The following is a 382-nucleotide window of genomic DNA, read 5'->3' on the forward strand; positions in this document are numbered from 1 at the left end:
ACGTCACTACTTAAATTGTTTAAACGTCTTAAGTTAGCTACCGTTGTATTGTTTGCAACGGCAATATGTGACAAGGTGTCCCCACGTACAACCGTATGTGTTCTTTGGTTTGACACAGGTGTTGGTGCTGGTGCCGGTGTCGGTGTTACCTGTGCTTCACCCACAACCAATCGTTGACCAATTCGAATCACGTCACTACTTAAATTGTTTAAACGTCTTAAGTTAGCGACGGTCGTGTTGTTTGCAACGGCAATGTGTGACAAGGTGTCCCCACGTACAACCGTATGTGTTCTTTGGTTTGACACAGGTGTCGGTGTCGGTGCTGGTGCCGGTGTCGGTGTTACCTGTGCTTCACCCACAACCAATCGTTGACCAATTCGAA

Annotated in this window: 1 protein-coding gene; it reads right to left on the bottom strand. The window is 47.1% G+C overall.

Annotated features, from left to right (window positions below):
* The coding region (locus ACYQ4S_RS12410; RefSeq protein WP_459771484.1) for a LysM peptidoglycan-binding domain-containing protein at window positions 1-382 on the bottom strand (382 nt) is incomplete at both ends.

It is taken from the genome of Alkalibacterium sp. s-m-28 (assembly GCF_054658175.1).